Source organism: Micromonospora sp. DT44 (assembly GCF_049841635.1).
Taxonomy (GTDB): Bacteria; Actinomycetota; Actinomycetes; order Mycobacteriales; family Micromonosporaceae; genus Micromonospora.
Genome location: NZ_JBNCKS010000042.1, coordinates 23,898 through 47,314 on the forward strand (window position 1 = coordinate 23,898; position 23,417 = coordinate 47,314).

A 23,417-nucleotide genomic window follows, 5' to 3' on the forward strand; every position below is an offset into this window, starting at 1 on the left:
GGTTCGCGCGATGGTGCGCGCACACGCTAGACGATCATGCGCTGGCCGGCGACCCCGTTCCGACGAGGGGATAGCCGGGGGCGTGGCGCGCCCACGGGGCGGTCATCTCGAACTGACCGGCCACGCCGAGAAGCAGCAGCTCCGAGCCGGGCGGACCGACGATCTGCACGGCGACCGGCAGGCCGTCCGGGCGGCGTCCCACCGGCACGACGATCGCCGGCAGGCCGGCGACGTTCCACGGCGCGGCGTACGGGGCGTACCTGATGTTGGTCGACAGGTTCGCGCGCCAGGACCGCTCCGACCAGCGGCCGGCCTCCGGCGGCGCGCTCGCCAGGGCGGGCGTGAGCAGCAGGTCGACGGAGTGGTCGGTAAAGAAGTCGACGGACCGCTGGCGCCAGGCGGCCCGGTCGGCCTCCCGAACGTAGCCGCGCCGCTGTGCCCACTCGCCCAGTGCGACGTGCCGCCGGGTACGGCGTTGCAGACCGCGCCGGTCCAGTCCGGCGGCCCGGACGTCGGCGGCTGCCGCGGCGAACCAGGTGGCGAGGCCCTGCAGGCCCAGGGCCGTGGGGTAGACCGGGTCGGCCGGCACGGTGTCGTGGCCGGCGGCGGCGAGCAGCCGACCGGCCGCGGCGACCGCGTCCCGGTTGGGCGCGTCCGGCGAGACTCCGCGCACCGGCGAGCGCAGCGAGACACCGACGCGCAGCCGCTGCGGCGGGACCAGTTTCTCCGGGCGTCGGCCGGCGAGCACCGAGAAGCCGACGGCGGCGTCGGCGACCGTGCTGGCGAGCATCCCGTGCTCGGTGAGACCGAACCAGTCGTCCGCGCCGAGCTGGCAGGGCACCACGCCGCGACCGGGCTTGAGGCCGACCAGGCCGCAGCACGCCGCCGGGATGCGGATCGAGCCGAGGCCGTCGTTGCCGTGCGCGATCGGCACCAGGCCGGCGGCGACCGCGGCGGCCGCGCCGCCCGAGGAACCGCCGGGGGTACGCGTGTTGTCCCATGGGTTGCGCGTCACCGCGCTGTCGTCGTCGGTGAGCGCCCAGAGTCCCAGCTCGGGCATCCGGGTGACCCCGAGGATCACCGCGCCGGCGCCGCGCAGCCGCCGGACGACCTCGTGGTCGGCCTCCGCGACCTCGGTCCGCGCGGCGGCCGACCCGTTCCAGGTGGGCAGGCCCGCGACCGGAGTGTTCTCCTTGACGGCCACCGGCACCCCGGCCAGGGGGAGGTTGGCCAGGTCCTCCTGCTCGTCGACCTTCTCCGCCTCGGTGATCGCCTCGCCGCCGCGAACGGCGCGGAACGCGGCCAGTTCGCGGTCGGCGGAGGCGATGTACTCGAGGTGGTCGGCGACGACCTGGGTGGCCGAGACGTCACCCCGCCGTACGCCTCGGGCGATCTGCTTGGCGGTCGCCCCGACCCAGGTCGCCATGATGTCCTGCACGGCCGTCCTTCCCAGCGGTCAGCCCAGTGCCTGCTCCAGATCGGCGAGCAGGTCGTCGACCGTCTCGATGCCGACAGACAGTCGCACGAGATCGCCGGGAACTTCAAGCGGCGAGCCGGCAGCACTTGCGTGTGTCATCCGACCCGGGTGTTCGATCAGCGACTCGACGCCGCCCAGCGACTCGGCGAGCACGAAGAGCTTGGCCCGGTTGCAGATCTCGACGGCGTGGTCCTCGCCGCCGGCGGCCCGGAACGAGATCATGCCGCCGAACCGGCGCATCTGCTTGGCCGCCACCTCGTGACCAGGGTGCGAGGGCAGCCCGGGGTAGATCACCTCGGACACCTTGGCGTGCCCGTCGAGGTAGGCGGCAAGGCGCTCGGCGTTGTCGCAGTGCCGATCCATGCGTACCCCGAGGGTCTTGATGCCGCGCAGGGTGAGCCACGCGTCGAACGGGCCGTTGATCGCGCCCATCGCGTTCTGGTGGTAGCGCAGCTCCTCGCCCAGCGCGGCGTCGGCGACGACGAGCGCGCCGCCCACCACGTCCGAGTGCCCGCCGATGTACTTCGTGGTGGAGTGCACCACCACGTCGGCGCCGTACGCGATCGGCTGCTGGAGGTACGGCGAGGCGAAGGTGTTGTCGACCACCAGCAGCGCGCCGGCGTCGTGCGCCACACCGGCCAGGACGGCGATGTCGGCGATGCCGAGCAGCGGGTTCGTCGGCGTCTCCACCCAGATGATCTTCGTACGACCGGGCTGCACGGCGGCCCGGACCGCGGCCGGATCGGAGACCTTGGCCGGCGTGAACTCCAGCCCCCAGCGCTGGGCCACCCGGGCGAAGAGCCGGTAGGTGCCGCCGTACGCGTCGTCCGGAATGATCACGTGGTCGCCCGGCTGGCACACCGCCCGCAGCAGGGTGTCCTCGGCGGCCAGGCCACTGGCGAAGGCGAGACCCACCGGCCCGCCCTCCAACGCGGCCAGGCACTCCTGGAGGGCGTCGCGGGTCGGGTTGCCGGAGCGGCTGTACTCGTAGCCGAGCCGGGGCGCGCCGACGGCGTCCTGGGCGTACGTGCTGGTCTGGTAGATCGGCGGGATCACCGCGCCGGTCCGGGCCTCAGGGTCCTGACCGGCGTGAATGGCGAGCGTCTCGAAGCCGTGACTCATTCTGGTGAGGCTAGTGCCCCGCCGCGGCGACCTGGCACGGAACCCGCGCTCCGGGCGGGGGCCGGACCCATCCGGTCCGACCCCACGCTCCGGTTCAGCGCCGGGAACGGCCCTCAGGCGGCCGGGACGGGCAGGACGTGCAGGGTGACCGGGTGGGTTCCGGTCCAGTCATAGGAGACCGCGTAGAGCCGGGCGCCATTCGGGGCCCAGGCCAGCGCGCCGGGGCTGAGCTCGTCGCCCAGCTCGAAGTGCGCCAGCTCGGTGCCGCCCGTGGAGAAGACGAACACGTCCGGGTCGTAGGAGGCGTCCGCGCCGCCGGCGATCCGGGTGCCGTCGCGCGAGACCTCGACAGCATTTGGGTACGCGCCGGTGCGGTAGGTCGCCGACGGGGTGGTGATGTCGGCGAACGGGAACGCCTGCACCTCGTACGGGGCGCCGGAGGCGGTGAACACGGTCGCGCCGGTCGGGTCGAGGGCGATGTCGCGCAGGTTGCTGCCGATCGCCATGAACTCGTTGGTGCCCGGCGCGCTGAGCGCACCCCCCGTGCCGATCGTGTAGGTGTACACCGACGCGGGGCTCAGGCCGGGCTGCCCGGCCAGCAGCACCGAACGGTTCTGGCCGGCGGCGGTCAGCAGCGGGGCGCCGTAGAAGCCGCTGCCGGTGTCCAGACCCGTGGTCACCCGCGCCGGCTGGCGACCCAGGTCGATCCGGCCGATGTTGCCGTCCCAACCGCCACAGCCGTACCCGAACCACAGGTACCGCCCGGTCAGCGCCAGCGACGACGGGCACTCGCCCGCGCCGGTGTCGTACCGGGCCGACTCGACGAGCGTGCCGGTGTCGAAGGCGGCGATGGCGTTGGCGGTCGGCAGCGCCACGTAGAGGGTCTGCCGGTCGGCGCTGAGCAGCAGGTCGGACGGGCCCGGCAGGCCGGACAGGGTGCCCACGACCGCACCCGTCGCGCTGGCCACCACGACGTCGGTCGAGGACGGACCGCCGCTGACGAAGACCCGGTCACCGGCCGAGACCACGTCGGCCACCGCCGGCAACGACAGCGGGGTGGCCGTCGGCGCCACGGCGGCCTGGGCGGGGCCCGGGAGACCGGCGGTGAGCAACCCGGCGGCCAGTACGGCCAGTGCCAGGGTCGTGCCTCTCTTGCTGTGCACGTGCGTCCTTTCCGAGCATCGACGAGCGGACCCCCGAGGGCGGGGGTTCCGGGTCGCAACGAGGGGAGAGGACGTCTTCGCCCAGACGGCAGCGCGCCACGGCCGACCGGCCGAGCGACGCTGTCGTGGCAGCACTTCCCCCCGTGCACTGATCCAGACCCGTAAATGAGTACCACAGTCGATGCGCACGTGGGGGGCACGTCACCGCAGATCGGCGCTATAGCCTGGCGCGATGAGCGGGTGCGTGTTCTGCGGGATCGTGTCGGGTGACGTTCCGGCGTTCCGGGTCGCCGACGAGCCGGACGGGGTGGCGTTCCTGGACACCCGCCCGGTCTTCGCGGGACACGTGCTGGTCGTGCCCCGGACGCACCTGGTGACCCTGGCCGAATTGCCGGCCGACCTGCTACCTGGCTACTTCGCGCTGGTCCAGCGGCTGGCCGTGGCGGTGGAAGCCGGCCTGGGGGCCGGTGGGACGTTCGTGGCGATCAACAACCGGGTGTCCCAGTCCGTCCCCCATCTGCACACCCACGTGGTCCCCCGCACCAAGGGTGACGGGCTGCGTGGCTTCTTCTGGCCGCGCACCCGGTACAGCGACGACACCGAGGCACAGACCTACGCGGACCGGATCGCCACCGCCCTCGACGGCGGGGCCTGAGTCACAGTGGCGCGGGTAAGGAAGCAGAACCCACCGGTGTTACACGCTGGGAGACGCATGAGAGGAGTCCCACCGTGTTCCTGCGCCGTATGAACGCCGAGATGATCACGCCCGAGCAGGCCCTGCCGGGCCGCCCGATCTCGATGCCGGTCGCCGACCGCCACGAAGTTCTGGGCACCCCGCTGAAGGGTCCGTTCCCGGAGGGCCTCCAGGTGGCCGTCTTCGGCATGGGCTGCTTCTGGGGCGCCGAGCGGCTGTTCTGGACGCTGCCCGGCGTGTACACGACCTCCGCCGGCTACGCGGGTGGCTTCACCACCAACCCGACGTACGAGGAGACGTGTTCCGGCCGCACCGGGCACGCCGAGGTCGTCCAGGTGGTGTACGACCCCAGCAAGATCATGTACGAGGACCTGCTCAAGGTCTTCTGGGAGAACCACGACCCGACCCAGGGCATGCGCCAGGGCAACGACGTCGGCACCCAGTACCGGTCGGCGATCTACACGACCACCGACGAGCAACGGGCCATCGCGGAGTCGTCGCGGGACGCCTTCCAGCCGATCGTGAACCGGGCCGGCAAGGGTGAGATCACCACCGAGATCGCCCCGCTCGGCAGCTACTTCTTCGCCGAGGACTACCACCAGCAGTACCTGGCACCGACCAAGAACCCGAACGGGTACTGCAACCACGGCCCGAACGGCCTGAGCTGCCCGGTCGGCGTGGCCCGTACCGCCGGCTGAGTGCGGGCGTTAGCCTGATTCGGACGTGAGGGAGGGCACGATGAGCGGCGACAGCGCGATCCGTCCAGACGGTTACGCCAAGCCGGTTGTCGTGCCCGAGACTTTGGATCATCTGTGCGGCCCCACCACCGGCACCGTGGAGCTGCCACGCCACCTGAAGTGGTCGGGCAACCCCCGGTACGACCTATCGCAACCCGGACGCCTGAGCGACCTCTACCGAACCGTCCTGAACGAGGCGGCCAGCCCCGAGGATCTGAACAGGTATCTCAATCGCGATCCGCTGATCCGGCTGTGGCCGTCCATGTGGCTGCCCCGAGCGGTGCGTCGCGCGTGGGAAGAGCGCTTCCCGGAACTTCGTCTCGTTCCTCACCGCGCCGCGTAATCTGATGCTGCCCAACCACATCAAGATCACTAAAATCGCTCTCGATGCGGCCGGTCGATTCGGTTTCGCACTGGCGGGCGGGTACGCCGTGAGCGCTCACGGCATGGGTTCCCGGCTCAGCGGCGATGTCGATCTCTTCACCGCCTGGTCCATGCGCGCCTCGTTCCCGGAGGCGGTCGACAATGTCGTCGTCGCCCTGGAAGGCGCGGGCTACACGGTCGAGACGGTGATCCGGAACGACACGTTCGCCCGGCTCCTCGTCGCTGGTCCTGACGATCCGACCGCAGAGCCAGACAAAGTTGAGTTGTCGGCGGACTGGCGGGCGCATGCTCCGGTGATGTCCACCGTTGGCCCGGTTCTGCACCCCGATGATGCTGTCGCCAACAAGATGTGCGCCCTCTTCGGTCGCGCCGAAGCCCGTGACTTCCTGGACGTGGACGCCGCCCTGACGAGCGGGCACTACACCAGGCACCGCCTGCTGGAGCTGGCAGCGACCGCAGACCCTGGATTCCAGCCGCGCGTCTTCGCGGACGCACTGGGGGCACTGGACCAGATCACCGATGCCGACTTCGACTGCTACGGCGTGCCCGTCGGTGACCTCCCGGCTCTGCGCGAACGGTTCGCCCAGTGGCGACGCGAGCTGCTTGCCGTGCGGTGAGAGCAGCCCGGCAGGAGCTCGACCCAGACACCCGATGTCCGCGCGGCCGGGCATTCCCGTTTGGCCCTGTGATCGAAATCCGTTGCCGAGCCCCTCGGGGACTCGATAGCGTGGCAGTACACGTGAAAGGAGGTGGTCCAGACTTGTATAGCAATCGGACTCGTGAGGTGGCTGTCCGCTAGCCGCTGTCCTCGACAGTGATCGTCCGCCGCGAGGCGGGCAACCAGTACGACCGTCGAGACCGTGTGGCAGCGGTGCGGCGAAAACCACGACAGCCACCCGACCCCCGGGGTGCCGGCATAGTCCAGCCGGCCCACGCGACAGCGTGGAGCACCCCGGGGGTCGCTTCATATCGGTGGGAGATCAGCGTGTCGATGCGCGAGCTGGTGATTCTCGGGACGGCCAGCCAGACCCCCACCCGGCAGCGCAACCACAACGGTTACGTGCTGCGCTGGGACGACGAGGTGATCCTCTTCGACCCGGGCGAGGGCAGTCAGCGCCAACTCCTGCACACCACCGTCACCGCCAGCGACCTGACCCGGATCTGCGTCACGCACTTCCACGGCGACCACTGCCTCGGACTGCCCGGCACGATCCAGCGTCTCTCGCTGGACCGCGTACCGCACCCGGTGGCCGTGCACTTCCCGGCCGGCGGCGCCGAGTACTTCGCCCGGCTGCGGCACGCCACCTCCTTCTACGAGAGCGCCGAGCTGGCGGTAACCCCGATCGAGGCCGACGGGCAGCGGATCGCCCTACGCTGCGGGACGCTGGAGGCCCGCCGGCTGCGGCATCCCATCGAGACGTACGGCTATCGGCTCGTCGAGCCGGACGGCTACCGGATGCTGCCGGAGAAGCTGGCCGCGTACGGCATCGCCGGCCCGGCCGTCGGCGAGCTGATCCGCGTCGGCCACCTGGACCTCGACGGGCGTCGCGTCACCCGGGACGAGGTGAGCGAGCCCCGACCGGGGCAGCGGTTCGCCTTCGTCATGGACACCGGCCTCTGCGACGGCGTGTACGCCCTGGCTGAGCACGCCGACCTGCTGGTCATCGAGTCGACGTTCCTGGAGTCGGAGGCCGCGTTGGCCGCCGAGGTCGGCCACCTGACCGCGGCCCAGGCCGCGCGGGTGGCGACCGAGTCGGGGGTACGCACGCTGGTGCTGACGCACTTCTCCCAGCGCTATCCCGACCCGCGCCGGTTCCACGACGAGGCACGCGAGCACTTCGACGGTGACCTGATCATCGCGGCGGATCTGACCACCGTGCAGGTCCCGCCGCGCCGGGTAGCCTCGGCCGGGTGACTGTCACGCTCCGCCCCGCCACCGATCACGACCTGATGGGGGTCGGTGCCCTGCACCAACGGTCCCGGGTCGCCGCGTACTCCTCGTTCCTGCCGGCCGAGGCGCTTGCCGATCCGACGCCGGAGGCGATGGGGCGGTACTGGGCGGAACGGTGGCACTGGGAGCGGGACACCCACCGGCTGATCGTGGCCGAACAGGCCGGAACGCTCGTCGGGTTCAGCTACCTGGGTCCGGACGACGAGGACGACCCGGGGACCGGGCTGCTCAACGCGATCCACCTGGACCCGGCCGAGCAGGGCCGGGGCGTCGGCCGCGCGTTGATGGTGGACGCGCTCGACGCCATGCGTGACCGCGGTTGGCGTCGCGCGGTGCTCTGGGTGCTGCGCGAGAACGCCCACGCCCGCGCCTTTTACGAGCGCGGCGGCTGGACGTCGACGGGCACCGAACGCGAAGAGCACATCGGCACCGCCCTCACCCCCCAAATCCGCTACACCCGCCCCCTCTAACCCAACCCGTCCCCGACGCACCCCCTCGGCGCGTCGATGATGGAGTTGTGGTGGGCAGTTCAGGTGCCTATGCCGCTTATCGGCGGCACCACAAGTCCATGATCGACCGGGCGAGAGGGGCGGGGACGGGGGCGGGGTAGGGGTGGGACAGGGTTAGTGGGCGCCTAGGTGGGACAGGAGGTCCTGGCGGGTGAGGACGCCCTTGGGCTTGCCGTCGACCAGGACGAGGGCGGCGTCGGACTTCTCCAGCAGGCCGACCGCCTCGCTCACCGGCTGACCGCCACCGATCATCGGCAACGGGTCCCCCATGTGCCGCTCGATGGTGTCGTGCAGGTGAGCCTGGCCGGTGAACAGCGCGTCGAGCAGGTCCCGCTCGGCGATCGAGCCGGCCACCTCGCCGGTCACGACGGGCGGCTCGGCCTTGAGCACCGGCAACTGCGAGACGCCGTACTCACGCATGTAGTCGATCGCGTCGCGGACCGTCTCGGTCGGGTGCACGTGCACCAACTCGGGCAGGCCGCCCGGCTTGCTGGCCAGCGCGTCGGCCACGGTGGGCTCGGCGCCGGAGTTGTCGAGGAAGCCGTACCGGGCCATCCACGAGTCGTTGAAGATCTTCGAGAGGTAACCCCGGCCGCCATCGGGCAGCAGCACCACCACGACGTCGTCCGGGGCAGCCCTGCGCGCCACCTCCAGCGCGGCCACCACGGCCATCCCGCAGGAGCCGCCGACCAGCAGTCCCTCCTCGCGGGCCAGCCGACGGGTCATCTCGAACGACGCCTTGTCGGACACCTCGATGATCTCGTCGGCGACGCCCCGGTCGTACGTCTCGGGCCAGAAGTCCTCGCCGACGCCCTCCACGAGGTACGGCCGGCCGGTGCCGCCGGAGTAGACCGAACCCTCCGGGTCGGCGCCGACGATCTTCACCCGGCCGTCGGAGGCCTCCTTGAGGTACCGCCCGATGCCGGAGATCGTGCCGCCGGTGCCGACGCCCGCCACGAAGTGGGTGAGCCCGCCCTCGGTCTGCTTCCACAGCTCCGGGCCGGTGGTCTCGTAGTGCGAGCGCGGGTTCGCCGGGTTGCTGTACTGGTCGGGCTTCCACGCGCCGGGGATCTCGCGGGTCAGCCGGTCGGACACGTTGTAGTACGAGCGCGGGTCCTCCGGGGCGACCGCCGTCGGGCAGACCACCACCTCGGCGCCGTACGCCCGCAGCACGTCCTGCTTGTCCTGGCTGACCTTGTCGGGGCAGACGAAAACGCACCGGTAGCCCTTGAGCTGGGCCACCAGGGCCAGCCCGACGCCGGTGTTGCCGCTGGTCGGCTCGACGATGGTGCCGCCGGGCTTGAGCAGGCCGGCCGCCTCGGCGTCCTCGACCATGCGCAGCGCGATCCGGTCCTTCACCGAGCCGCCCGGGTTGACGTACTCCACCTTGGCGAGCACGGTGGCCTGGATGCCCTCGGTGACGCTCCGCAGGCGGACCAGCGGAGTGTTGCCGATCATGTCGACGACGTTGTCGTAGTACTGCACGGTGTGCCCTTCGTTGCGGCGCCGGCGACGGCGGCCGGGCAGACGTATCCTCGCCGCCCAGCGTACGTGCCGTCAGTGCACCAGACCCCCGGGGATGACCGAGCTGCGCCGGGCCTCCCACTCCAGGAAGCGGTCGGTCTCGGAGAGCACGCTGCCCGCCAGCCAGGTGACCATGACGGCGTCGTCGGCCAGCCCGAAGATCGCCAGCGGGATCTCCGGCAGGAAGTCGATGGGCGAGACGATGTACGCCGTGGCCGCCGTCATGAGGGCGAGCCGGAGGCCACCGTCGTACCCGCCCCGGGTGGTGGCACGGATCATCCGGGGCAGCGCCGCCAGCCGGGCGCCCAGCGACGGCCCGCCGCGCGCCCCCGCCATCAGTGCCCGCGCCAGGGCCGCGAACGCCGCGCTGCGCTTCAGTGTCTTCCCCATCGTCGCGCTCCTCTCCGCCGGATCAGCGTGGCGGGTCGGCGCAAGTCGGCCGGCCTCCACCGGACAGGTACCCCGTCGCGTCGGTTTCCAGGCATCCGCGAGCCGTGACGACGACAGCGGTGTGTCGGGCCGGCGCGATAATGTCGCCATATGGGGGTGGCTGGTTCTGTCGTACCCGTTGGTCCGCGCTGGCGGCAGGCCTGGCGGATCGCCCGACTGGCGGCGATCGGCACGGGCGCCACCGCGGCGGCCGCGATGGCGACCGGCGGGGTGCTGCTCGGCCAGGCCCGCCAGGCCCGGCGCACCATTCCGATGGCCCAGGCGCCCCCGCCGCGCTGCGACGGGATGTACGGCGCGAAGTTCCCCGGCCCCGCGCTCACCATGGTCGTGCTCGGTGACTCGTCGGCGGCCGGCTACGGGGTGCACCGCCGCCGGGAGACACCCGGAGCGCTGCTCGCCACCGGCCTGTCCCGGCGGCTGCACCGGCCGGTGCTGCTGCGCCGGTTCGCGGTGGTCGGAGCCATCTCCGCGGCCCTGCGTCACCAGGTGGAGGCGGCGCTCGACTGCTCCCCGGACATCGCGGTGATCCTCATCGGCGGCAACGACATCACCAACCGCACCCCGCGTGGCCTGGCCGTGCGTTACCTGGCCGAGGCGGTCCGCTCGCTGCGCGCCGCCGGCTGCGAGGTGGTCGTCGGCACCTGCCCCGACCTCGGCGCGATCCGGCCGATCCAGCCACCGCTGCGCTGGCTGGCGCACCGGTGGAGTCGCCAGCTCGCCGCCGCGCAGACGGTGGCCGTGGTCGAGGCGGGCGGTTGGGCGGTGTCCCTGGGCGACCTGCTCGGCCCGCGGTTCGCGGCCGAGCCGCTGCGGATGTTTGCCTGGGACCGGTTCCACCCCTCCGCCGAGGGGTACGCCATGGCCGCCGCCGCCCTGCTGCCGACGATGTTGTCCGCGCTCGGCGCGGGGCAGGAACGACGGGTCACACCGGCGCGGGGCGAGGGCGTACGGTCGCTGCCAGAGGCCGCGCAGGAGGCGGCCCGGCACGCCGGCACCGAGGTCAGCGGCGCCCAGGTCCGGGGCCGCGACCGGGGGCCGGCCGGCCGGTGGGCGCAGTTGCGCCGCCGGGCGTTCTTCGGTGTGCACGCGGTGCCGCAGGCAGGCTCCGCGGACACCTCGACAGTGGAGGGACTGGCATGAACGAGCGCAGCGAGCGGGACGTGACCGCCGGCTTCCCCGGCCGGCTGGGTCGGGCGGCGGCGCTCTCGCTGCTGGCCGGCACGGTGGGCGGCGCCGCCGTCCTGGCCGGCGAAGCGTTCGTCGCGCGGCACCGGCGCTACGCCCAGCCGGAGCTGGGGCTGGCGCTGCGCGCCACGATCGGCCGGGCCGACGCCGCGCCGCTGCGTCTGGTGCTGCTCGGTGACTCGTCGGCGCTGGGTGTCGGCGTCGACCGCCTCGACGACACCATCGGCGGGCAACTGGCCAACCTGCTCGCGGAGGGGCCGTCCGGCCGCCGGGTACACCTGTCCAGCGTCGGCGTCTCGGGCTCCCGCTCCACCGACCTGACCACCCAGGTCGCCCGGGCCCTGCTCGGCGACCGGCCCGACGTGGCGCTGATCCTGATCGGCGCGAACGACGCCACCGGGCTACGCCGGCCCGGCGACGCGTCCGCGTACCTGGGGGCGGCGGTGCACCGGCTGCGGGAGGCGCGCGTCGAGGTGGTGGTGGGCACCTGCCCCGACCTCGGGGCCGTACGCGCCATCGCGCCGCCGCTGCGGCAGCTCGTCGGCTGGTCCGGTCGGAGGATGGCCCGCGCGCAGACCACGGCGGCGCTGGAGGCGGGCGGGGCAGTGGTCGACCTGGCCACCGAGACCGGTCCGGTGTTCCGAGCCGACGCGGGCACGCTGTGCCACGACGGTTTCCACCCGTCGGCCGACGGCTACCGGGTGTGGGCGCACGCCCTGCTACCGGCCGTCGTGGCCGCCGCGGCGGTCGCCTCCCGGCGGTGACGCACCCCCGGCAAGGGTGACATTTCCCGCCGCTCCCGCTTCTTCCGCGCCATGTTACCGGCGGGTTAACGTTGGCCCATGCCGATTGAGTCGTCCCGCGACGCCGTCATCGTCGCTACCGCCCGCTCCCCCATCGGCCGGGCCCACAAGGGGTCCCTGCGCGATGTCCGCTCCGACGACCTCGCCGCGACCATCGTCCAGACCGCCCTGGACAAGATCCCCCAGCTCGACGCGAGCACCATCGACGACATCTACCTCGGGTGCGGCCTACCCGGCGGTGAACAGGGCTTCAACATGGCCCGCGTGGTGGCCACGCTGCTCGGCCTGGACACCGTGCCGGGCGCGACGCTGACCCGCTACTGCGCCTCGTCGTTGCAGACCACGCGGATGGCCCTGCACGCGATCCGCGCCGGGGAGGGCGACGTGTTCGTCTCCGCCGGGGTCGAGATGGTCTCCCGGTACGCCCGCGGCAGCTCCGACGGGCTGCCGCCGGAGGCGCAGGCGCTGGTCGGCGGCGGCTGGGAGAACCCGCGCTTCGCGTCCGCCGCCGAGCGCTCGAAGCGCCGCGCCCAGGGCGGCGCCGAGGTGTGGACCGACCCGCGCGACGGCGGCGACCTGCCGGACATCTACCTGACCATGGGGCAGACCGCGGAGAACCTGGCCCAGGTGTACGACGTGACCCGCGCCGACATGGACGAGTTTGGCGTACGCAGCCAGAACCTCGCCGAGAAGGCCATCGCCGACGGCTTCTGGGCCCGGGAGATCACCCCGGTCACCACGCCGGACGGCACCGTGGTGAGCACCGACGACGGTCCCCGACCCGGCGTCACCCTCGACGCGGTCGCCGGGCTGAAGCCGGTGTTCCGCCCCGACGGCCGGATCACCGCGGGCAACTGCTGTCCCCTCAACGACGGGGCCGCCGCCGTCGTGGTGATGAGCGCCCAGCGGGCCGAGGAGCTGGGCGTGACCCCGCTGGCCCGGATCGTCTCCACCGGCGTCACCGCGCTGTCGCCGGAGATCATGGGCCTCGGGCCGGTCGAGGCGTCCCGGCAGGCGCTGCGCCGGGCGGGCATGACCATCGACGACGTCGACCTGGTCGAGATCAACGAGGCGTTCGCCGCCCAGGTCATTCCCTCCTACCGCCAGTTGGGCATCCCGGAGGAGAAGCTGAACGTGATGGGCGGCGCGATCGCCGTCGGGCACCCGTTCGGCATGACCGGCGCCCGGATCACCGGCACCCTGCTCAACGCCCTCGAGTGGCACGACAAGACGATCGGTCTGGAGACCATGTGCGTCGGTGGTGGCCAGGGCATGGCCATGGTGCTCGAGCGGCTCAGCTGACGGGTTGAGCGCGCCGGGCCACAGGGCACGCCGGGCGGCTCAGAGCGCGTTGCGGGTCGCCGTCACCTCGGCGGCGGCCCGCGTCAGCACCTCGGCGTCGGCCCCGGCGGCGAGCAGGTCGGCCGTCACCACCCGCAGTTGGTCGGGCAGGGCCAGGTCGTTGTCGAGCCGGGGCACGGTTCGACGTGGTTGCCCCTCGGCGTCGGCCGCGAGGTTGGCGACCTCCTGCACCAGACGGTGCACCAGGTCGGCGCGAGGCACGTTGCCGGCGGTCGCGGTCGCGGCCCAGCGCGGCTGTTCCCAGTGCCCGACCTGGCCGACCAACAACCGCACGGCCTGCTCCAACTCCGCTACGCTCACCGCGCCGAGTCTACGGTCGGACGGCGGACGGCGGGTCAGCGGCGCAGGTAGCTGAGCAGGCGCAGCAACTGCCAGTAGAGGAACACCAGGCCGGTCAACAGACCGAACGCGCTCAGCCACGCGTACCGGCGCGGTCGGCCGTCGCGCACCGAACGCTCGACCAGGTCGAAGTCGAGGATGAAGCTGAACGCGCCCGCGATGATCGCCACCACCGAGAAGGCGTACGGCAACCAGCCGACCTGCCCGCTGACGCTGTAGACCGCCAACCCCGACCGACCGGAGACCAGGTAGGAGACGAGGTTGACCACGCTCAGCACCGCGATGCCGAGGAGCGTGCCGATCACCAGGCGGGCCAGTCGGGGGGTCGCGCGAATCACCCGGGCCCGGTACAGCGCGGTCATCCCGAGGAACACACCGAAGGTGCCGGCCACCGCCTGCACGACGATCCCCGGGTAGACCTGTTCGAAGGCCCGGCTGGCCACCCCGAGCAGCAGCCCCTGGAGCAGCGCGTAGCCGATGATCGGCACCGGATTGGTGATCCCCCGCAGCGAGATGACCAGGACCAGCACGATCGAGGCCAGGGCGGTGCCGGCCAGGGCCGCGCCCAACCACACCGCGTCGGGCACCACCGCCCAGGACACTGCGGCGGTCGCGCCGGTGAGCAGGAGCAATCCGACGGTACGCACCACGACGTCGTCGACCGTCATCGGCTCGACGTCGCGGGAGCTGACCACCCGGGACTCCAACCGGCCGGTCTCGTCCAGCCGCTTGAGCACCGGGTTGTCGCTGCGCACCGTCGCCTCCTTCGCCCGTACCCCCAGGAGATTCACTCTGCCCCGGACGGCCCGGCGGTGGCGGCGAAACGGCGCGGACGACGGCGCCCGCCCCCACGGGAAGCGGGAGCGGGCGCCGGTCAGCGGTGCGGACGAGGTCAGTCGTCGCCCTGGAAGTAGCTCAGCAGGCGCAGGATCTCGATGTAGAGCCAGACCAAGCTGACCAGGATGCCGAACGCGGCCACCCAGGAGTAGCGCTGGGGCAGGCCCATCCGGACGCCGTCCTCGATCTCCTTGAAGCTGAGCACGAAGCTCAGCGACGCGACCACGATGCAGACGAGGCTGAAGCCGATCGCGAGCGGGCTGCCGTCCCGCAGACCCGTGTTGACGCCGAACAGCGCCAGCACCAGGTTGATCAACATCACCGCGGCGAGGCCGATGATGGCCGTCGACACGATCTTCACGAACATCGGGGTGGCCCGGATGATCTTCGCCTTGTAGACCATCGTCATCACGAAGAAGATGCCGAAGCTCGCCACGGCGGCCTGGAGCACGATGCCGTCGTAGAAGGTCTCGAACGCCTTGCTGACCATGCCGACGAAGACGCCCTCGACCACCGCGTACGCGATGACCAGCGCCGGGTTGGCCATCCGGGAGAACGAGATGATCAAGCCCAGGACCAGGCCGACGACCGCCGCGGCGCCCCAGGCGAGACCGAGGAGCGAGTCGGGCACGAGCACCCAGGCGGCCGCGGCGGTGACGCCGAGGATGCCGAGCAGGGCGACCGTCTTGACGACCACGTCGTCGACGGTCATGGGCGCCACGGTGGGCGGTGCGGCCGGGTAGCCGGCCTGGGACGGGTACTGCTGCGGAATGCCGGGCTGTCCGTACGGCCCGGTCGGTGCGTACCCGGCGGAGCGCTCCCGCTCGGCCGCCTGGCCGAGCCGGGCGAGCACCGGGTTCGAGGTCTTCACTGTCTGGCCTCCCTCAGGGGGTCGTTTGCACGTGAACGTGCCCACCAAGAGTAAACTGCCCGACCCACTCCTGGTGATCACGAATGGGAACGCGAGGCCGTGGCGGATGGTGCCCGGGGCGGGGGTCGAACCCGCACGCCTTTCGGCAGCCGCTTTTAAGGCGGCCGTGTCTGCCGTTCCACCACCCGGGCGGGTGGCACCCGCGCGGCGACACGCGCGGTGCAGTGTCACCGTAGCCGGTCGGCGGCTACCCGGCGTACCCCGCCGGCCTGGCCACATTAGGGTCGATGCCGTGAGCAGCGCAGCCCCGACGGCCCCCGACGCCGCCCCTGACCAGGCGGTCCGCCTCGCCGATCCGGTCGAGCGCGCGAGCCGGGCCGGACGGCTGCGCACGGCCGTCCGCCGCCGCCGGACGGATCTACTGGTCGCCCTCATGTGGGTGACGCTGGCCGGCTGGCTGACCCACGGCCTGTGGCCCGACCCGGGCGGGCGCACGTTGGCGCTCAACCCCGAGGACCAGACGCTCTACGAATGGTTCCTGGCCGTCGACGCACGAGCGCTGCTCGGTGACTTCCACCTGCTCACCGACCGGCTCAACGCCCCGGACGGCGTCAACCTGATGGCCAACACCACGATCATCGCGCTCGGTGTGCTCTGCGCCCCGGTCACCCTGCTGTTCGGTGCGCCCACCTCCTTCGCGCTGCTCGCCGCCGCCAACCTGGCCGGCACCGCCCTCGCCTGGTACCTGCTCTTCCACCGGACGATGCGCGTCCGCCGGCTCGCCGCCGCGCTCGGCGGCGGTCTGTGCGGCTTCGGTCCCGGCATGGTCTCGCAGACCAACAGCCACCTGCACATGACGGCGCAGTGGCTGGTGCCGGTGATCGTCTGGCTGGTGGTACGGCTGCTGCGGGCGTCCGACCCCGGCGGGGGTCGTGGTCGGCCCGCCGGCCCGGACCGACGGCGGATGATCAGCTCCGCAGCCGGGCTGGCCGTCGCCGTGACCGCACAGGTCTTCATCGGCGAGGAGGTGCTCTTCCTCAGCGCCGTCACGCTGCTGGTGATGGCGATCGCCTACGCCCTCACGGACCGGGACCTCGCCCGGAGAGCGCTGCCCGGGTTCGCTGGCGGTCTGGCGATCGCCGCCGGTCTGGCGATGCTGGTGCTCGGCTACCCGCTGTGGTTCCAGTTCGCCGGGCCGCAGGGTGTCGCCGACGGGATGTTCAGCCCGGCCTACTTCTCGGCCGACCTGAGCAGTTGGTGGGCGGTCTCACCGCTGTCCGTGGCCGGCAGCGACGAGGCGTCGCGACTCACCACCGGCCCGGCCGAGTACAACACCTTCCTCGGCTGGCCGCTGCTGCTCGTCACCGCCGTCTGCGCGATCTGGGCCGGGCGACGCCGGCTGGTCCTGGTGTGTGTGGCGGCGGCCCTCGTGATGGGCGCTCTCTCGCTCGGCCCGGAGGTGGTGCTCGGCGGCACCCGCACCGCACTGCCGGGCCCGTACGCCCTGCTCTCCGGCCTGCCGGTGGTGGACGGCGCGTTGCCGATGCGGTTCGGGCTGGCACTGCTGCCGATCGTCGCGACGGTGCTGGCCCTCGCGGTCGACCGGGCACTGGGCAGCACCGGGCGGGCGCGTCGGCTGCTCCCGCTCTCCGTCGTCGCGGCTCTCCTGCCGATCTTCCCGACCCCGCTGCCGACCGCCGGCCGGCCCGCCCTGCCGGAGTTCGTCGCCGGCGGGCACTGGCGGCAGTGCGTCGATCCTGGCGGTGTGCTGGTGCCGGTGCCGCTACCCACTCCGAAGGAGCCGTGGCCGATGCGCTGGGCGGCCGCCGCCGACGCCGGCTTCGGCCTGCCCGAGGGGTTCTTCATCGGCCCCTACGGGCGCGGTGGCACCGCCGCCATGGGCACCTTCAAGCAGCCCACCTCGGCCCTGCTGGCCGACGTCGCCCGCCGCGGCGACCAACCGGCCATCGGTGACGAGCAGCGCCGGCAGGCCGCGAAGGACGCGGACTTCTGGGGCGCGTCCTGTGTGGCACTGACCGACGACGCCCCGCACGCGGCGAGCCTGAAGACCACCCTGGAGCAGCTCTACGGCCCGGCGACCAGGATCGCCGACGCCTGGACCTGGAAGGTCTGACCGGACAACACGAAAGGGCTCCTCGCCGGCAGGAGGAGCCCTTTCGTGACGATCTGGTCAGACGCGCGGAGCGCCGACCGGCTGGGACGCCTCGACGAACTCCTCACGCGGGTCGTGCAACTGGCCCAGCGCGACCACCTCACGCTTGAGGAAGAACGCCAGCGACCAGTCCACCACCACCCGGACCTTACGGTTGAACGAGGGGATCCGGCTCATGTGGTACGTGCGGTGCATGAACCAGGCCGGCCAGCCCGTCATCTTGATGCCGTACACCTGGGCGACGCCCTTGTGCAGGCCGAGGCTGGCCACGCTGCCGGCGTGCTTGTGCTTGTAGTCGACCGGCTCGCGACCCCGGATCACCGCGACGATGTTGTCGGCCATCCGCGCCGCCTGACGCACCGCGTGCTGCGCGCTCGGCGAGCAGAAGTTGCCCGGCTCCTTGGTCAGGTCCGGCACGGCGGCGCAGTCACCCGCGCTCCACGCGCCCTCGATCACCCGGTCACCGTCCACCACCTGCAGGGTGGGGATGCAGGTGACCCGCCGGCGATCGTCGCGCGGGAAGTCCGTCGCGTCGAGCATCGGCGACGGCTTCACGCCCGCCGTCCACACGATCGTGTCCGACCGGAAGCTGTCCCCGTCGGAGAGCTTCACCACCCCGTCGACACAGGACTCCAGGCGGGTGTCCAGCCGGATGTCCATGTTGCGCTTCGTGAGCTGCTGCACCGTGTAGGCGCCCATGTCCCGGTCGACCTCGGGCAGCACCCGCTGGGTCGCCTCGACGAGCACCCAGCGCATGTCCTCCGGCTTCAGCTCCGGGTAGTAGCGCAGGGCGTCCCGGGCCATGTCCTCCATCTCGGCGAGCGCCTCGATGCCGGCGTACCCACCGCCGACGAACGTGAAGGTCAGCGCCGAACGGCGGACCTCCGCGTCCGGGGTCGCGGCCGCGATGTCCAGCCGGTCCAGCACGTGGTTGCGGAGGTAGATCGCCTCGCCGATGGTCTTGAACCCGATGCCCTGCTCGTGCAGGCCCGGAATCGGCAGCGTCCGGGACACCGACCCCGGGGCCACGATCACGTGGTCGTACGCGATCTCCCGGGCCGGGCCGGCGATCGGCTGCACGGTCGCCACCTTGCGGTCGTGCTCGACACGCGTCACGGTCCCCGCCACCACCGTGCACCGGCGCAGCTCGCGGCGCAGCGGCACCACGGCGTGCCGCGGGGAGATGTTCCCCGCCGCGGCCTCGGGGAGGAACGGCTGATAGGTCATGTGGGGCTGGGGGTCCACGACGATGACCTCAGCCTCACGGGAGCTGAGCTTCTTCGACAGGCGCAGGGCGGCGTAGAGACCGACGTGCCCGGCACCCACCACAAGGATCCGCTTCGGATTCACGTCATCTATCTTTCCCCGCCCTGCTCAGGTAATCCCGCTCGCGCCCCCCATCTGTGACGGAACACAACCCCTGTGACCTGCGTAACCCTGTCGCATCACTGGTTCACCTACGCCGCAGCAGCCAACCCAGCAACGCGGCGACACCCACCGCCACCAGCAGCCCCAGCACGGTGACCCACTGGTGGCCGGTCTCGCCACCAAGACCCGCCACCCGCAACAGCAGCACCCCGAGCACGGCCGTACCCAGGAGCACCGCGGCCACCCGCGACAACCACCGGGTGATCAGTCCCGCGTCCACCACCCCGTCGTACGGCAGCAGCGCCGCCAGCGCGCACAGGGAGTGCCCCAGGTACAGCAGCGCGGCGACGGCGAGCAACCGCCACAACGCCACCGGCCGGCCGTACCCGTCGGTGGCGAGCAGCCAGCCACCCGCCATCACCAACGCCGCGAACGTCGGCCACAACCGGCGCGGACCCGCAGCCGGCAGCAGCGCGGCCACCGCCAGGAACAGCAGCGGCCGACCGGTCAACACCGCGGCGGGAAACGCCACCGCGAAACCGGCCAGCGTCGTGACGAAGATGGCGACCCGCACCAGCAGCGGTATGGCGCTGATCCGGGTCACGGCGTCCTGAACGGCCCGAACCCGCTCCCCGATCGCACTCATCGGGCACCGACCCGCGGAGCCGTCGCCAGCCGGGCCACATCCCGCAACACCTGGTCCAGGCTGCCCGCGCCGGCCCAGCGCACCACGGGCACACCGTGCTCCCGGAGCTGCCCGATCATCGTCTCCCGGTCCAGTCGCCACAGGCGGTACGCCACCTCGGCCCACCCCCGGTCCTTCGGCGGAGTCAGGTCGGCCGGCAACGTGTCGACCGCCACCACGAACCGACCGGCGCGCGCCAGCCGTGCCAGCATCTGCGCCGACCGCTCGTCCAGCAGCGGGGTGAGGACCACCACCAACGCGTCCGAGGAGAGCAACTGCGGACCGAAGACCTGGTCGTACGGCTCGTGCTGGGTTGCCTCGGCGCGTACGTCGAGCAGCCATTCCAGCACCGTCAGGTACTGCCGGCGGCCGGCGCCGGGGCGCAGTCGACGGGCGCCCGGCCCGTACTCCAGCAGCGACACCCGGTCGCCCCGGTGCAGGTAGTGCTCGGCGATCGCGGCGGTGGCCCGCACGGTGGTGTCCAGTACGGACGCGGCGCCGTCCACACCGCCGGAACGGCCCGCCTCGGCGAGCACGTCGAGCAGCAACACCACCTCGGCGTCGCGGTCGGACAGCGTCGCCGCGACGTGCAACTGCCGGGCGCGCAGCGACACCCGCCAGTCGACGCGGCGGAGCCGGTCGCCCGGGGCGAAGACCCGCACTCCGGCCAGCTCACCGCCCTCTCCGGGACGGCGGGAGTGGTGCGCGCCCACCAGACCGGCGGCGCGGGGCATCGCCTCCACCGCCTCGAACGGCTCGGTACGCGGGTAGACCCGCACCCCGACCGGTTCGGTGATCACCGCCCGGGACACCAGCAGGCCACCCGCCGCGGCGACCCGCGCCCCGGCCGGGCCGACGGGGTGTCGACCCCAACGCAGAGCCCGCCCGGCCAGTTCCAGGTCCACCGCCGCGCCGCTGGGCACCGAGGTCACGAACGGCCGGTCGGCGGCCGAGCGTCCCCGGCCGGAGGCGGGCGGGGTGGCGGTTGCCGGCGGCGCGGCGACGGGTTCGACACCGGCGAAACCGGCACGGGCGATCCGCAGCCACGGCGAGACCCGCGACCGCACCACCACGAGGTCGTAGTCGACCGTGTCCGGGTTGCCGACACTCACCGCCGCCGACACCTCGCCGCCCTCGACCAGCGGTCCGTCCTCGGCACTGGTGATCCAGACCTGCGGCAGGGCGGTGGGCCGGCGACGCAGGGCGTACGCGGTGCCCAGCGCGAACGGCGCCGCCAGCACGACGAGGTCGACCCGTCCCAGCAGCACCCCCGCCACCAGCAACAGGCCGGCGAGCAGCACGGCGCGGCCGAGCGCCGGGGTGGGCGCCCAGCCGGCGCTCGACTCCGGCTCGGTGGATCGCGGCGCGGACGCGGTCGGACCGGTCATCAGTGCCGGGGCCCGCCGGCGGCGTAGCTGGGCAGGGCGCCGCTGGCCGGAGCCGGCGTCCCCTCCAACACCTCACCGACCACGAACGCCGGGTCGACGCGGCGCAGCCACATCTCGGGGCGCAGGGTGATCCGGTGGGCCAGCGCGGGCGCGGCGACCTCCTTGACGTCCTCCGGCACCACGTAGTCCCGGCCGCCGAACACCGCGCGTACCCGGGACAGCAGCAGCAACGCCATGGAGCCACGCGGCGAGGCACCGACCAGCACCGACGGGTGCTCCCGGGTGGCCGCCGTGAGCGCCACGATGTACCGACCGATGGAGTCCTCCACCACCACGTCCTCCAGGGCGGCCTGCATGGCCCGCAGGGTGGCGGCGTCCACCACCGGTTTGATGTCCGCCTCCTCGCGGCGGCGGCTCATCCGGCGGCGCAGCACCTCCCACTCCTCCTCGTGCTGCGGGTAACCGAAGGAGACCCGCAGCAGGAACCGGTCTAGCTGCGCCTCGGGCAGCGGATAGGTGCCCTCGTACTCGATGGGGTTGGCGGTGGCCAGCACGTGGAACGGCTCGTCCAGCTTGTACGTGACGCCCTCGACCGAGACCTGCTTCTCCTGCATGGCCTCGAGCAGCGCGGACTGGGTCTTCGGCGGCGTCCGGTTGATCTCGTCGGCGAGGAGCAGGTTGGTGAAGACCGGCCCGGCCCGGAAGGTGAAGTCGCCGTTGCGCTGGTCGTAGAGGAAGGAGCCGGTGACGTCGGCGGGGAGCAGGTCGGGGGTGAACTGGAGGCGGCGGAAGTCCAGCCCGAGCGCCTGCGCGAAGGAGCGCGCGGTCAGCGTCTTGCCGAGGCCGGGCAGATCCTCCAGGAGCACGTGCCCACCCGCCAGGATCCCGGCGAGGACCAGTTCCAACGCGTCGCGCTTGCCGACCACGACGGTGCCGACCGCGTCCAGGACGGCCCGCGCCAGGCGACCGACCTCGGCGGCGGGCATGCTCCGGTCCACGTCGTTCATCAGATTTTCTCCAGTTCGGCGACGATCACCGCGAGGTCGCGCGGCGACGGGGGGCGTCGGGGCGGGGTTTCCAGGAACGTCCACAGCCGGTCGCCCAGCAGGGCGCGGGCGCGGGCCGGATCCGACTCACGGGTCACGGCGTGCTTCAGGCGAAGCCGCTCGTCGGCCAGTTCCGCGAGCCGGGGCAGGATCACCCCGGTGAAGCGTTCGGGTCGCGTGGTGGACCAGTCCAGCGGCAGTTCCCAGCCGTTGATCGCGGCGCGCAGCGCGTCCCGGGCACCCCAGTTCCAGGTGCCGTCGTCATCCTGGGCGAGCCGGGTGCGGGACCTCGCCGCGGGTGGCGGTGCGAGCGCGGCGGCGACCCGGCGTACCGCGGACACGGCGAACACCCCGGCGATCAGGATCGCCAGGGAGATCTGCAGGCCGACCACCCGGAGACCGACGACGAGCACGGCGACCAGGGCCGCGTTGCCGGCCACGGCCCGGAACACCCGCCCGGCCCGGCCACCGGAGCCCCGGTCATCGTGCCTCGGCCGCTCCTCCTCGAAGGTGAGCAGGTCGTCGATGCTGGCGCTGCCGCTCATGCCGGCATCTCGGGCGGGCCCGTCGTCACGATGGTGAGTTCGCCACGCAGACGCCGCAGCGCGGCACGGGCCTGGTCGCGGGTGCCCGCACCGACCTCACGCGTGGCGTACCGGGCCTCGCGGTAGACGTGCGCGAACTCGGCCAGCACGTCGGCGCTGACGATCGCCGGGACACCTGTCGACTCGTCGCCCCGCAGCAAACGGGTGACCAGGTCGGTCGGTGTGTCGCCGAGATGCCGGGGCACACCGGCGGCGGAGGCGGCCTCCTCCAGGCGTACCCAACAGGCGATGACCGCGACCCGGGGATCAGTGGACTGGTCGTCCAACTCCACCAGGCCGGCGTCCAGGGCGGCGACCACCTCGCGGGCCGTACCCTCGGCCGTACGCCGGGCCCGCTGCGCCGGTAGGGCCCGCGAGGTACGACGCAGCGCGCCACGGAGCAGGATCCAGGTGAGGTAGCCGAGCACCGCGAGGATCGCCAGCCCGAGCAGGGCCATCGCCGCGGTCGCGATCCACTGCGGGATGTGCGCCTGGGTGGCCTCGCCGGCGTCCCTCGGTTCGACGGGGATCGACGGCGACGGCACGTCCGTCGGATATTCCGGTACCCACGGCACGTTCTCGGCGGCCGGCGGGATCCGGCTCGCGCCGATCGACGAGTGGGCGGACGCGAGCGCGGCCGCCGCGAGCAGGGCCGCCACCACACCCACCGGCCACCAACGGCGGAGCAGGCCGAGCACCGGGCGGACCACACCTGACCCGGCGGGCGGCGACGGCGCGGGCGGGCGTGTTCCGGTCGTCATCGCC

Annotated in this window: 24 protein-coding genes and 1 tRNA gene; 10 read left to right on the plus strand and 15 right to left on the minus strand. The window is 72.5% G+C overall.

What is annotated here, in order from left to right; all coding sequences use genetic code 11:
* Window positions 1-34: 34 nt before the first annotated feature.
* The 3 genes from ACLQ25_RS23045 to ACLQ25_RS23055 form a co-directional block, all read right to left on the minus strand.
* Window positions 35-1,426, minus strand: coding sequence for an amidase (locus ACLQ25_RS23045; RefSeq protein ID WP_425732910.1), 1,392 nt, complete (start codon window positions 1,424-1,426; stop codon window positions 35-37).
* Between the two features lie 30 nt (window positions 1,427-1,456).
* Window positions 1,457-2,599, minus strand: coding sequence for a cystathionine gamma-synthase (locus ACLQ25_RS23050; protein WP_425732875.1), 1,143 nt, complete (start codon window positions 2,597-2,599; stop codon window positions 1,457-1,459).
* Between the two features lie 113 nt (window positions 2,600-2,712).
* Window positions 2,713-3,762: a hypothetical protein gene (locus ACLQ25_RS23055; protein WP_425732876.1), complete on the minus strand. Its 1,050-nt coding sequence runs from the start codon at window positions 3,760-3,762 to the stop codon at window positions 2,713-2,715.
* A 232-nt stretch (window positions 3,763-3,994) separates the two neighbouring features.
* Between ACLQ25_RS23055 and ACLQ25_RS23060 the strand changes: the two genes are divergently transcribed.
* The 6 genes from ACLQ25_RS23060 to ACLQ25_RS23085 all read left to right on the plus strand — a co-directional run bounded on the left by ACLQ25_RS23060 (window position 3,995) and on the right by ACLQ25_RS23085 (window position 7,998).
* A complete protein-coding gene (locus tag ACLQ25_RS23060; protein ID WP_425732877.1) occupies window positions 3,995-4,417 on the plus strand; it encodes an HIT family protein in 423 nt (140 codons plus the stop codon).
* 74 nt (window positions 4,418-4,491) lie between these two features.
* A complete protein-coding gene (gene msrA, locus ACLQ25_RS23065; RefSeq protein WP_425732878.1) occupies window positions 4,492-5,154 on the plus strand; it encodes a peptide-methionine (S)-S-oxide reductase MsrA in 663 nt (220 codons plus the stop codon).
* Window positions 5,155-5,194: 40 nt separating this feature from the next.
* A complete protein-coding gene (locus tag ACLQ25_RS23070) occupies window positions 5,195-5,536 on the plus strand; it encodes a hypothetical protein (protein ID WP_425732879.1) in 342 nt (113 codons plus the stop codon).
* A gap of 4 nt (window positions 5,537-5,540) precedes the next feature.
* On the plus strand, window positions 5,541-6,194 hold the full coding sequence (locus ACLQ25_RS23075; protein ID WP_425732880.1) for a nucleotidyl transferase AbiEii/AbiGii toxin family protein: 654 nt from the start codon (window positions 5,541-5,543) through the stop codon (window positions 6,192-6,194).
* Window positions 6,195-6,562: 368 nt separating this feature from the next.
* Window positions 6,563-7,492, plus strand: coding sequence for a ribonuclease Z (locus ACLQ25_RS23080; protein ID WP_425732881.1), 930 nt, complete (start codon window positions 6,563-6,565; stop codon window positions 7,490-7,492).
* On the plus strand, window positions 7,489-7,998 hold the full coding sequence (locus tag ACLQ25_RS23085) for a GNAT family N-acetyltransferase (RefSeq protein ID WP_425732882.1): 510 nt from the start codon (window positions 7,489-7,491) through the stop codon (window positions 7,996-7,998). Before ACLQ25_RS23080 ends, ACLQ25_RS23085 begins: the two co-directional genes overlap by 4 nt.
* A 153-nt stretch (window positions 7,999-8,151) precedes the next feature.
* Here ACLQ25_RS23085 and ACLQ25_RS23090 read toward each other — a convergent pair whose 3' ends face one another.
* Both ACLQ25_RS23090 and ACLQ25_RS23095 read right to left on the minus strand, forming a co-directional pair.
* Entirely contained in the window at window positions 8,152-9,522 is a 1,371-nt protein-coding gene (locus ACLQ25_RS23090) for a cystathionine beta-synthase (protein ID WP_357130075.1), read from the minus strand.
* Window positions 9,523-9,594: 72 nt separating this feature from the next.
* Window positions 9,595-9,951, minus strand: a complete 357-nt coding sequence (locus ACLQ25_RS23095) for a YkvA family protein (protein WP_425732883.1) — start codon at window positions 9,949-9,951, stop codon at window positions 9,595-9,597.
* A gap of 150 nt (window positions 9,952-10,101) precedes the next feature.
* On the opposite strand from ACLQ25_RS23095, the gene ACLQ25_RS23100 reads away from it, so the two are divergent.
* From ACLQ25_RS23100 to ACLQ25_RS23110, 3 genes are all read left to right on the plus strand, one after another.
* Complete coding sequence (locus ACLQ25_RS23100) at window positions 10,102-11,151, plus strand: SGNH/GDSL hydrolase family protein (protein WP_425732884.1); 1,050 nt, start codon at window positions 10,102-10,104, stop codon at window positions 11,149-11,151.
* 20 nt (window positions 11,152-11,171) lie between these two features.
* Entirely contained in the window at window positions 11,172-11,960 is a 789-nt protein-coding gene (locus tag ACLQ25_RS23105; RefSeq protein ID WP_425732911.1) for an SGNH/GDSL hydrolase family protein, read from the plus strand.
* A 78-nt stretch (window positions 11,961-12,038) separates the two neighbouring features.
* On the plus strand, window positions 12,039-13,301 hold the full coding sequence (locus ACLQ25_RS23110) for an acetyl-CoA C-acetyltransferase (RefSeq protein WP_425732885.1): 1,263 nt from the start codon (window positions 12,039-12,041) through the stop codon (window positions 13,299-13,301).
* Window positions 13,302-13,340: 39 nt separating this feature from the next.
* On the opposite strand, the gene ACLQ25_RS23115 is transcribed toward ACLQ25_RS23110, so the two are convergent.
* The 4 genes from ACLQ25_RS23115 to ACLQ25_RS23130 form a co-directional block, all read right to left on the minus strand.
* Entirely contained in the window at window positions 13,341-13,661 is a 321-nt protein-coding gene (locus ACLQ25_RS23115; RefSeq protein ID WP_425732886.1) for a hypothetical protein, read from the minus strand.
* Between the two features lie 35 nt (window positions 13,662-13,696).
* Complete coding sequence (locus ACLQ25_RS23120) at window positions 13,697-14,455, minus strand: Bax inhibitor-1/YccA family protein (RefSeq protein WP_425732887.1); 759 nt, start codon at window positions 14,453-14,455, stop codon at window positions 13,697-13,699.
* A gap of 137 nt (window positions 14,456-14,592) precedes the next feature.
* The gene (locus ACLQ25_RS23125) at window positions 14,593-15,408 is read right to left on the minus strand and encodes a Bax inhibitor-1/YccA family protein (protein ID WP_425732888.1); all 816 of its coding nucleotides are present in this window, start codon (window positions 15,406-15,408) and stop codon (window positions 14,593-14,595) included.
* 107 nt (window positions 15,409-15,515) lie between these two features.
* Window positions 15,516-15,599 (minus strand) — tRNA-Leu (locus tag ACLQ25_RS23130).
* A 101-nt stretch (window positions 15,600-15,700) separates the two neighbouring features.
* On the opposite strand from ACLQ25_RS23130, the gene ACLQ25_RS23135 reads away from it, so the two are divergent.
* Window positions 15,701-17,542, plus strand: coding sequence for a hypothetical protein (locus ACLQ25_RS23135; protein ID WP_425732889.1), 1,842 nt, complete (start codon window positions 15,701-15,703; stop codon window positions 17,540-17,542).
* Between the two features lie 57 nt (window positions 17,543-17,599).
* Here ACLQ25_RS23135 and ACLQ25_RS23140 read toward each other — a convergent pair whose 3' ends face one another.
* From ACLQ25_RS23140 to ACLQ25_RS23165, 6 genes are all read right to left on the minus strand, one after another.
* Window positions 17,600-18,931 carry an NAD(P)/FAD-dependent oxidoreductase gene (locus tag ACLQ25_RS23140; RefSeq protein WP_357130099.1) on the minus strand — a complete coding sequence of 444 codons (1,332 nt, stop codon included), beginning with the start codon at window positions 18,929-18,931 and terminating at the stop codon, window positions 17,600-17,602.
* Window positions 18,932-19,034: 103 nt separating this feature from the next.
* Complete coding sequence (locus tag ACLQ25_RS23145) at window positions 19,035-19,595, minus strand: hypothetical protein (RefSeq protein ID WP_425732890.1); 561 nt, start codon at window positions 19,593-19,595, stop codon at window positions 19,035-19,037.
* Window positions 19,592-21,022 (minus strand): DUF58 domain-containing protein, encoded by a 1,431-nt coding sequence (locus ACLQ25_RS23150; protein WP_425732891.1) that lies wholly within the window; start codon window positions 21,020-21,022, stop codon window positions 19,592-19,594. Before ACLQ25_RS23150 ends, ACLQ25_RS23145 begins: the two co-directional genes overlap by 4 nt.
* Entirely contained in the window at window positions 21,022-22,029 is a 1,008-nt protein-coding gene (locus ACLQ25_RS23155; RefSeq protein ID WP_425732892.1) for an AAA family ATPase, read from the minus strand. The genes ACLQ25_RS23150 and ACLQ25_RS23155 overlap by 1 nt, the downstream gene beginning before the upstream one ends.
* Window positions 22,029-22,613: a hypothetical protein gene (locus ACLQ25_RS23160; RefSeq protein WP_425732893.1), complete on the minus strand. Its 585-nt coding sequence runs from the start codon at window positions 22,611-22,613 to the stop codon at window positions 22,029-22,031. The genes ACLQ25_RS23155 and ACLQ25_RS23160 overlap by 1 nt, the downstream gene beginning before the upstream one ends.
* A complete protein-coding gene (locus ACLQ25_RS23165) occupies window positions 22,610-23,413 on the minus strand; it encodes a DUF4129 domain-containing protein (protein ID WP_425732894.1) in 804 nt (267 codons plus the stop codon). The genes ACLQ25_RS23160 and ACLQ25_RS23165 overlap by 4 nt, the downstream gene beginning before the upstream one ends.
* Window positions 23,414-23,417 lie beyond the last annotated feature (4 nt).